4 protein-coding genes are annotated in these 9,518 nt (G+C 56.6%); 1 reads left to right on the top strand and 3 read right to left on the bottom strand.

The window, feature by feature from the left end; all coding sequences use genetic code 11:
- Positions 1–19: 19 nt before the first annotated feature.
- The 3 genes from U367_RS01000000129875 to U367_RS0105015 form a co-directional block, all read right to left on the bottom strand.
- Positions 20–6,421, bottom strand: a complete 6,402-nt coding sequence (locus tag U367_RS01000000129875; RefSeq protein ID WP_236639966.1) for a hypothetical protein — start codon at positions 6,419–6,421, stop codon at positions 20–22.
- A 122-nt stretch (positions 6,422–6,543) separates the two neighbouring features.
- Positions 6,544–7,491 carry an AraC family transcriptional regulator gene (locus U367_RS01000000129880; RefSeq protein WP_050587833.1) on the bottom strand — a complete coding sequence of 316 codons (948 nt, stop codon included), beginning with the start codon at positions 7,489–7,491 and terminating at the stop codon, positions 6,544–6,546.
- Between the two features lie 72 nt (positions 7,492–7,563).
- Positions 7,564–8,853, bottom strand: coding sequence for a glycosyltransferase (locus tag U367_RS0105015; RefSeq protein ID WP_028615941.1), 1,290 nt, complete (start codon positions 8,851–8,853; stop codon positions 7,564–7,566).
- A 158-nt stretch (positions 8,854–9,011) separates the two neighbouring features.
- On the opposite strand from U367_RS0105015, the gene tpx reads away from it, so the two are divergent.
- Positions 9,012–9,512, top strand: a complete 501-nt coding sequence (gene tpx, locus U367_RS0105020; RefSeq protein WP_028615942.1) for a thiol peroxidase — start codon at positions 9,012–9,014, stop codon at positions 9,510–9,512.
- The last annotated feature ends 6 nt before the right edge of the window (positions 9,513–9,518 follow it).

The raw sequence follows: 9,518 nt of genomic DNA on the forward strand, positions 1-9,518 counted from the left end.
CGCCCGGCGCAGCAGGGGCTTAGGGGTTGATATAACCGTGAGGATACGGCGTCTTCGGTTTCGTGATAAGGGCACCCATCCAGTCTTTGTCCAGTGGGCTTATGGTCTTGTTGCCGTCCACTATTTTTATGCCATCACGCTCCCATTGCGTCATGACCGCTTTCAATTTTTGCGTGTACTCACGAGCGGGGCTGGCAATGCCTGCCCACGGGTCGACAACCCAGGCATCCGTCCACTCAGGTTCCGAGAAGTCGACCGTTGCTGCAGGTAGCCCGGAGGGGCCGCCCACCACAGTGAATGCGTGAGCATCTGAGGCTGCCCATTCGTAGGCATTGCCACCACTCTTTTTGATGATGTCCCTCGAAAGCAGGGCCATTTCTCCGCAATTGCCGGCGCCGGCTTTCAAAATCATGTCAGAGCGATTCCGCGCACTGCTGGGAATGCTTCGACGCAACCATTCGACGGTCTGGCTGGCTGCGTCTGCTCGTGCAATATCCGATGCTGAGCGTATCCGGTTGCCTGGGCCTAGCCCGGTGGCCGTCATGGAACGGGTTACCGTGTCTTTTACCTGCTGCGCCAGGAGTGTGTTTTGCTGCTCGGCTGTTAACGTCGAGAAGTTCGCAGGCGTTGTCAGAGCGGTTACTTGATTTGGCTTCAGGGCGATATTCGCCTTGCCAATCGCTTCGCTACGTTGCAACTGATAGAGCACCTCGCGCTGCTGCTCCTTCGTCATGTTTTTAACGAAAGCACCTAACTCGTCGACATCTTTTTTCTGGTAACCCGAACGTTTCAACTCTGCCAGCGCCGAGTCCAGTTTGGGCAGGGCGATGAATTCGGCATCCAGTGGTGTTCTGGCCACGCCTTGGCGGGTGCTGAATTTATTCCGATAGCCATTTACGAGTGATAGGTCGTTGGGTGTGGTTTTAAAGAATGTGAGTTCACCGGATGCCGTGGTATTCAGTTTCGCGTAATAAAACTGCGCGGTGTCCGCCTCGATCACCAGGTACTTTTCGGTGTCACCAAGCGTTCGACCGTTAACGATGACCGCGCGAACTTCGCGCTTGTCGTCACTGATATCGCTGATGCTGTTGAGCTTGATAACACGCGTTTCCTGGTTCAGTGCTTCGTTGGTTTGCCCAACGTAAAGGCCAAACTGTGGATCATGTTTGATGCTGCCGGTTATCAGCGATTTGTAGGTGATGGGCTTGTTGTCCAGCGTCGGGTGAAGTTGAGGCCCTGTTTCGCTTTCAATCACTTGGTAGCGGCGTCGTTCGAAGACGACAAATTGATCCTTTCTGAAAAGCTTCGACGGTGAGGGGAACAAGCGCACATGCTCAAGTGCTTGTAGCTCCTGAGTCAATTCGTTGGGAGTGTTCCCAATGATTTTGGAGAAGCACGCATCATTGGCACCGCGTTTGGCTCTGCCGCCAACGGACGGTGCCTCACAGATCGCTTCGACCTTATCCAAGGGCTTAAAGTGGTCGGCCGACTCCAGGTCGGTGAGCACATTGGGATTTCGGGCATCGTAACGGTAGACCTTGCCCTCATTGACCAGGTCGAAGCCATGGGCGCGAGGCAGGGAATATGCATCGGCGGCCAGGGGCTTTTCAGTTACCAGGGCTTGAGTGCCGCTTGAGAAAGTCTCTTGGCGCAGGGGGGCTGATGTATCCGAGATAAAACCCTCCAGGGCGGGGCCATAAGCCGTCTGTGTCTTGGCGTCGTAGGCGTACCATTTACCGTCCTGCAATACTGTGGTGACCTTGACTTGGTTCTGGATGTCGGAACGTATGACTCTGCCGTCGGCCATGTCTGCCGTGTACTCTGCAATGCGGCTATCCTGCATGCGGCTCAATGAGTTGATCGAATTCGAGGTGCTGGCGGCGCTTACATCCTTGAGTGCAATGCTTTCGGCTTCTTCTGCTCCGAACTTCTCGACAAACTTGTCGGAAACCTTGGCAGTGGCCCACGCAACACCTGTTTTTGCTAGCGTCCATATTTTCCCAGCGCCTTCAGTGGCCACGTAGAGCGCGATATCAATGAGTAGATCACCCGCCGCTTTGACGTATTCACCGTGGTAAATATCTTCAAGGCTGCTGCCGCCTGGAAGGGCACGTAAAAGACCTTTGAAGAAGTCGCTGGGTTCTACTCCCTGTTCAACTGCATTGTGCAACCCACGGTGGGTAGCGACGAAGGTACTTTTGCGCAGGTAGGCCGTGTCAACCAGCACCTTGGCGAGGTCCTCCATCCTCTCGCCGTCGTAAACGGAGGACGTGTCACTTGCAGGGCGTTCAAGGAAGAGCCTTTCACGCAACTCAGGGCGTTTGTCGTCGTCAGCACGCTCGATGAGGATGAATTGCTCGCTTTCCCTCAATACAACATCGGAGGTGACACCCTGTTTGGGCTCTGTCCCGTTTTTGAGCGCGTCCATGTCGATAACAAGGCTGACTTTTTTGTCTAGCGGCGTTAATGGATCAATGTCGGGGATTTTGACGATTTGCCCAGTTGCCGGATAGACCGCGAAATCCCTCCTCACGCCTTCGTAGACGGAGGTTATGATGATGCCACCGGCGGCACCTTCCACTTGCAGAAGTTCAACCGCGCCAAAGTTAAGGCTATTACGCTCTTCCAGCGGCAACTTGCTGAGCATATCTTTGAACAGGGAAATCGTACTGGCCCTGCGCTGGGTGAAGTCTGGCTGGATGGCTTTGTCGAATTGCTCGTTGATATCCGGCAACTCATGTGCCTTTTTGCGCAGGTCTTCGAAGTTCAGACCTGGTTGGTGTGTACGCCAACTTTCACCCAGGCGGCCAGCCTCATAGACCTCGACGATGCTTGCGTGAATGCCGGAAAAGAGCCCGCCTGCAACCTTTTCCCATAGGACCGGGCGCTCAAAATCGATGGCTGAGCCAAATTTCTCTTTCAGTGCCGCCAGGGCCATGGCCCTTCTGCTTGGTGGTTCGAAGGTTCGCAGGTAACGCTTGGCTTGCGAGGTCTCCTTGATCTGCGTATTGAGTTTTTCCTGGCTGTCGTTCAGTTGTTCGAAGCTGTATTCGTCGTTGTCATTTTTCACAAGATGGTTATTGATGACTGCCCAATCAATCACCGGGTTCAGTTGGGCGATGGCGTGTAAGCGGTTTTCATCTGCTGAAATGGGCTTGATCTTATGAAAGTCCATGACCTGCTGGTAAGTCATGTTTGCGCTGGCACCAGCACTTAGCAGTTCGATTAGATTCACCGCCGTTGAAAAGCTGAGCCATTCCGTGGAGCCGAGCGTCAGCGTCGAGGGTAAGTCTTTTACCAACAGATGTGGCGCAGCGCCTGACATTAACAAGCGTGTGACTGCCGGGAGGAGGTTTGCCGGGATCTCCTTGGTTTTGGCCAAATTTTGGCTGAACCACTCATGCATCTTGTCGGCGCCGTAGCCCCATCTCCCAGACCACATGAAGTCGAAACCTGCGACGATATTGCGCTGGGTGCCGGCCGTTGGATCAAGCTCCAACACAACGGCGGTCAATAGCCATTGCTTAAGGCTGGTTGGGGTGGCAGCGCCCGTCATTGCGGTTTGCAGGTTCGCGGCGAGTTCTTGGGCGATGTCACTGGCGAGGAGCTGTTGCAGTGCTTGATCAGGGTCGCTGCTCAGGTGGGAAACGCCGGAACTCAAGAAACTGAGAAGGGTGTCGTGGTTGCCAATAGCCGTTTTGACAAACCTACCTACGGCGTCGCGTTGCTCGGCACTCAACGGTAGGTCCGTGGACAAGAAGCCCCATTGGTTGCCTAAGGGAGGTGCCTGCGGGATCTCGGTTTGCAACGCCAGCAGCAAGTTATCGACCTGTGCGGCCCACGTCGCGCCGTACCAGCCGTGGTCTGACAGAAACTTCTGGAGTGTCGTGGTGCCCTTGGGCTGGTGGCTGGAGTCCGGATCCACCGTAAAGCCGGTTGTGGCGTCGTTATCAACATTCCCGGATTTAAGCTGATGGATCAGCGCATACCTATCATTGCTGTCGCCTAACGCGGTTTTGCGCTGGTTCAGCCAGCTCACGATTTTTCGTGGGTTTTCAGGTGGCGTTGGAAACTCCAATGTTCGGCCCATCAGCTCCGTGTGTCGCGTGAACGCCTCGCTGCCGTAGTCGGTACTGATGGAATAGAAATTGGCCACCCACTCAAAGGATGCGCTGCTGTCGTTGGCCTGAGCCAGCGTGATCGGTTTTCCGTGTGCGGTGAATGCCTCGGCAGCGGTCAACACTGGCGTGAGCACGTCAAAATGCGCTTCCGGGTATTTTTTCGTGAAGTCAGTGGCGGTAAAACGCTGCTCAACACCACCGACCTTGCCGATCAGCGCGCGGTCCGTTGGGTCAAAGCGCAAGGCGCTCAGGTCAATGCCCTGTTTCGCGGCCCACTCGGTAAAACCGCTGCTCTTCAGGGCTTTGTCCAAGTAAGCCCGCCATTGTCCGAACAGGCTGTTGGCCGGGATCGGTGCAATCTTTTTTGATGCAGGAGGGGTCGGGTCGCTCTTGAGCTCAAGCATCACGCGATGTGTAGTGCCGACCAGTTCGGCTTCGGCACGTGCCAAGGTGTCTTCTGGCGTGTCGGGGCCTGGTGCCGCGTTTACGGGCGGTGCGGGGGTGGTCTGTGGCACGTTGGCCTTGGCTGCTGCCGCCAGGGTTTCAAGCGGCGTAAGGTGCAGTGGTTTTCCAGTGAGTTGCACTATGACAGCCTGCTGCGCCGCGCGTACGCTCAGCGAGCGGGCATCGTCAGTGGGCGTGCCGACCAATGCCTTGAAGCCGTCGACTTGAGTGATTTTGGCACTTCTGCGCAGACTCGCTTCGTGCACTCTTCGCTCCCAGCCAGGCTTAGGGAAGTCATTTCGAGGCAGTCCTTCTTCCGCGTAAAAACGGAGCACTTCTGAAACCTCTGCAGAGCGTGCGCTGGGGTAATACACGTAGTCGCCTGAGCCTGTCGCCATACGTTCTACCGCAGGCTGTACTTGCGGCCAGACGTCGGACCAACCGGAGAGGCCGTTCAAAACGAAGGTGGTGTCGACGCCATTGACTTTGCCTATCAAGGTTCCGTCCTCCGAAAAGATCCGGACGCTCGACACGTCAAGGTTTTGTTCCTTTGCGAACGCCGTAAAGGCAACGCCGTTCAGCGCCTCCTTGAGGTTGTTACGTACGAGGTTGAAGGTCGAGTACTCGGGCAGTTCTTCAATCGTGAACCCTGACAACGTGCCAATCGCTTGGCTGCTCAGGCGGGCCAGGGCCTGATCGGCGTCCTTGATTTTTTGTGCCGCCGACGCGGGCGCGAAATCTGCCAGTAGTCGGTTCAACCGGGAAGGTGGCAGGTTTGCAAGCTGTTGTTTGGCGTCCTTTTGGCGCTCCTGGACTGGGACGTATCGAGCCGCGTAGTAGCTGTCGGTATTACTTATCGAACTGAAGTTTCTCTCTCTCATCAGCCGATCAATCGCCATTAGCGTGTCGTCACTGTTGAAGCGGCTGTTGCGCTCCAGATAAAAGCCTGCGACGTCCTCCGCTGGTGCGTGCCCTCGGTCGCGGAACGTGATGTCCCCGCGCATTTTGTTCGACGCGGTCAAAACGGCAGATGAAGCGTTCGCCCATTCGGGATCTTGTGTCAAAGAGAAGCTGAAGGTTTGATTGTGTATCCGCCCAGTCAGGTCTCCATTGGCCTTGATGACAAGACTTGAAATATCAATACCTTTGGTTTGGGCAAAGGTCTTGAAAGGCTCCGCGTCGAGTGCGTCAGCCAGTTCGTTCCAGGCAAGCCCGAACGTTGAGCTGGGCGGGATGGCAATTGGGGCTGCACTAGCGAGGCTGTATGGGGTCGCATTCACCCGAATGCGGATCAGATGATTGGCGAAGTTAATCGCCAGTTGGCTGTCGCTGTCTTCAACCAAGGCATTGGCGAACTGCTGGACCGCAGTGTCGCCTGCGTTTTGCGCAGGGGCGGCATTTCCCAGTTCTCGGCGCACTCGAGAAAAACCATGGGCTTTGTTAGGCATGGCGCGCGACGGGTTTTGGAGTATTTCGTCAATAAGCTGGGTGTAAGTTTTTTGCGGATTGAGCGCGCTTGGCTGGTTCAGGAGCCGCTCGACTTCATTGTGCAGCACTGCTTCGTCTGTGAGTGACTTACCGGTGCCCTGTACCAACTGACTGATCTGTTCGGCCAGACTTGGCTGCTCTTCTGTCACCGTGTAGCTGAGCAGATCAAAGAGCCGCTGCGGCGCGTGTTTGGGCATATTTTCGGCGTATTCGGGTTGCGAGCGCTCCATTTGCCCGTTTTGACGTGCCTGAAAAAGTCCGACGACTTTGGCGGCCGCCGGGTTCTCAGGTGCCGCCTGCAGGCTTTGTCTTGTAGGTTCCGTGGGCGTAACAGAGGTGGTTAAGCGAGAGCGGTGAACTCTGGTCATTAGTCGAGCGCCTTATGCCTGCATGTGAAAAATACGCCACCCAACGAATAAAAAAGAAGCGTTGGGAGTGTTCACTCTGTGGCTTGGCTATTTACAAGGTTCCATTGCGCGAAGGCAGCGATCTAAAGGCCTGATCTGTAGCCGTTTGCTGGTGTCGTAAGATGCTGGCCGCGGTTTTCTTCGGTGAGCCGTTGCACTGCCAGGCGCCGGTAGTGGGAGGGTGTCATGCCCTTGAGTTGCTGAAAGCGCCGGTTGAAGTTGGAGATGTTATTGAAGCCCGATTCGAAGCACACATCGGTCACAGCCTTGTCGCCGTCGGCCAGCAACTCGCAGGACTTGCTGATGCGCAGCCGATTGACGAATTCGATAAACGTGCGTCCGGTGGCCTGTTTGAATACCCGCGAAAAGTACGTGGGCTTCATCCCCAGATACTCCGCCACTTCTTCAAGTGGCAACTCGCGCGCGTAGTGGGCAAAGATATAGTCCACTGCGCGGTTGGTACGGTCGATGCTGTGTTCATCGGCCAGTTGCGGCGTGGTCACTCCGGAGAGCAATTGGTAGTCCTCACACGCACTCAACACGTCCAGCAGGATAAAGAAGTGCCCCAGGCGCGCCATGCCCTGGGTGTCCTCGATGCGCTGCATCAAGGTCATGGCCTGGGCGATGGTTTTTTTGCAGCGGAATTCGATGCCGTACTGCGCGCGCTCCAGCAGCGGCGCCAGGGTCTTGAGTTCGGCGAAGATGTGGCTGCCTTGCTCGAACAGCTCATCAGTGAAATTCACCAGCATGTCACGCTTGGGCACCACCTCGTTTTCCTCCACCTGGCTGATCCAGTTGTGGGGCAGGTTGGGACCCGTGAGAAACAGGCTTTCCGGGTAAAAGTTGCCGATGTAGTCGCCGATGAACACCTTGCCGGAGCTGGCCACGATCAGGTGCAGCTCATATTCTTTGTGGAAGTGCCAGCGCACCAGCGGGCAGGGGAAACCGTGCTGGCGATAGATGATGGACAGGCCGTTGTGGTCGTCCATCAGTTCGTAGGAAGGGTCGGTGATACGCGTTGCTCGGGTCATGCTGCCGTCGCTTTATTGTGGTTGCTGCGTAGGATGATGCCCCGTCGCGCGCGCCCTCGCCAGCGCTGGTGTTTATAAGGGGCGGTTTTTCGCCTCGATCCACTGGGACATGTACTGCGTACTTTTATGGGCGTGGTGGCGCAGCATGCTGCCAGTGAAGTTGTCCCGGCGGTGGGCAGCCAGGTTGCCGCGACAGTGTTCCAGGCACGCCACCAACGCCGGCCGGTGGGTGGCCGCGTTGTAGCGTCGTGCCAGCAACCGGCGGCCGTCTTCCTGGGCCTGGGTCCAACGTTCACGATCCTGATACAGCGCCACGGCGGCGGCGGCCAGGGCGGGGGCGCTATGTTCGATCATGCCAGGCCACGGCTGATCATCACCCATGGCTTCGGCACCGATGGGCGTGGTGATGTTCGGTGTGCCGCAGAGCATCGCGTCCGCCAGTTTGCCCTTGATGCCGGCGCCGAAGCGCAGGGGAGCCAGGCAGATACGCGCGGCGGTCATGACTTGCAGGGCATCTTCGGCCCAATTCATCACATGAAAACCCTGCGCCGGGTTGTGCAATGCCGTGGCCTTGGGCGGGGTATAGGACCCGTAGATATGCAGCTGCGCGCCGGGCAATTGCTGGCGAATCAGCGGCCACAGGCTGTTTTTCATCCATAACACCGCATCCCAGTTGGGCGCGTGGCGGAAGTTGCCGATGCTGAGGAAGTGCGCACGGTCTTCAAACGGCACGAAGGGCTCGGTCGGCGGCTGCAACATCAGCGGGCACCAGTGGAGCAGGGCGGCGGGTACCTTGAATTGCTCGGTGAGCAGTTGCGCTTCCACGTCCGAGATCATCAGGCTGATGTCACAGCGGTAGATCGCTGCAATTTCGCGCTTGGCGATGTCCGTATCGGCCATCAGCTGGAATTCATCGTTCAGCGCTGGCGCGAACAGGGCGCTGAAATCCTCGCTGTGGGGATGGGCTTTGAGGTGATCCTTCAGTCGCTGCTGGCGCGCGTCGCGCAGACTCTGCAGGTCACAGGTTTCCAGCACCCGCAGGGCATCGGGACAGTGCTTCTCGACACGCCAGCCGAACTGCTCCTCCATCATGAAACGGTCGAACAGCACGATATCCGGCGCCAGTTCGCGGACAAAATCATCGAAGCTGCTGTTATTGAGTTCTATGGCACATTCGGCGATGCCCAGTGCAGTCAAATCGGCCTTGTGTTCGCCAATAGTGGCGGGGCTACTGAAGGTGATATCCCAACCTTGCGTAAGAAAACTCTCAAGAATTTGCATCATATGCCCGCCTGCGGCCGAGGAACGGGGTTCCGGCCAGACGTATCCAATGACCAGGACTTTGGTGGCAGGGGCATTCATCGACATCGTTTTCCTTGAGGGGCAGGGCGCAAAGCGCGCAATTAAACCATAACCGACGACATGACAATTTATGTTTGGCGGTAGGTAGCGAACGTACTTTGTGGTTAACTTCGGCCTCTCGAATTCGTTAAACCCAAATCAGCATAAGGATTCCGTTCATGGCTCAAGTCACCCTTCGTGGTAACCCTGTCCAGGTTGAAGGCGAATTGCCGAAAACCGGCACCCAAGCCCCTGATTTCACCCTGACTGCCGGCGATCTGTCGGACGCGACCCTGGCGACCTTCGCCGGCAAGCGCAAAGTGCTGAACATTTTCCCAAGCGTTGACACCCCGACCTGCGCGACCTCGGTTCGCAAGTTTAATGCCCAGGCCAACGAGTTGAACAACGCCGTTGTATTGTGCATCTCCACCGACCTGCCATTCGCCCAAGCGCGTTTCTGCGGCTCCGAAGGTCTGGAAAACGTGAAGAACCTGTCCGACTTCCGTGATTCGGATTTCGCAGTGGACTACGGTGTTTCGATTGCTGATGGCCCGCTCAGAGGCCTGACCGCACGCGCCGTTGTCGTGCTGGACGAAAATGACAATGTGCTGCACAGCGAACTGGTCAGCGAAATCGGCCAAGAGCCAAACTACGAAGCAGCCCTGGCTGTTTTGAAGTAACTGTTT

The organism is Pseudomonas canadensis, assembly GCF_000503215.1.
Lineage (GTDB): Bacteria > Pseudomonadota > Gammaproteobacteria > Pseudomonadales > Pseudomonadaceae > Aquipseudomonas > Aquipseudomonas canadensis.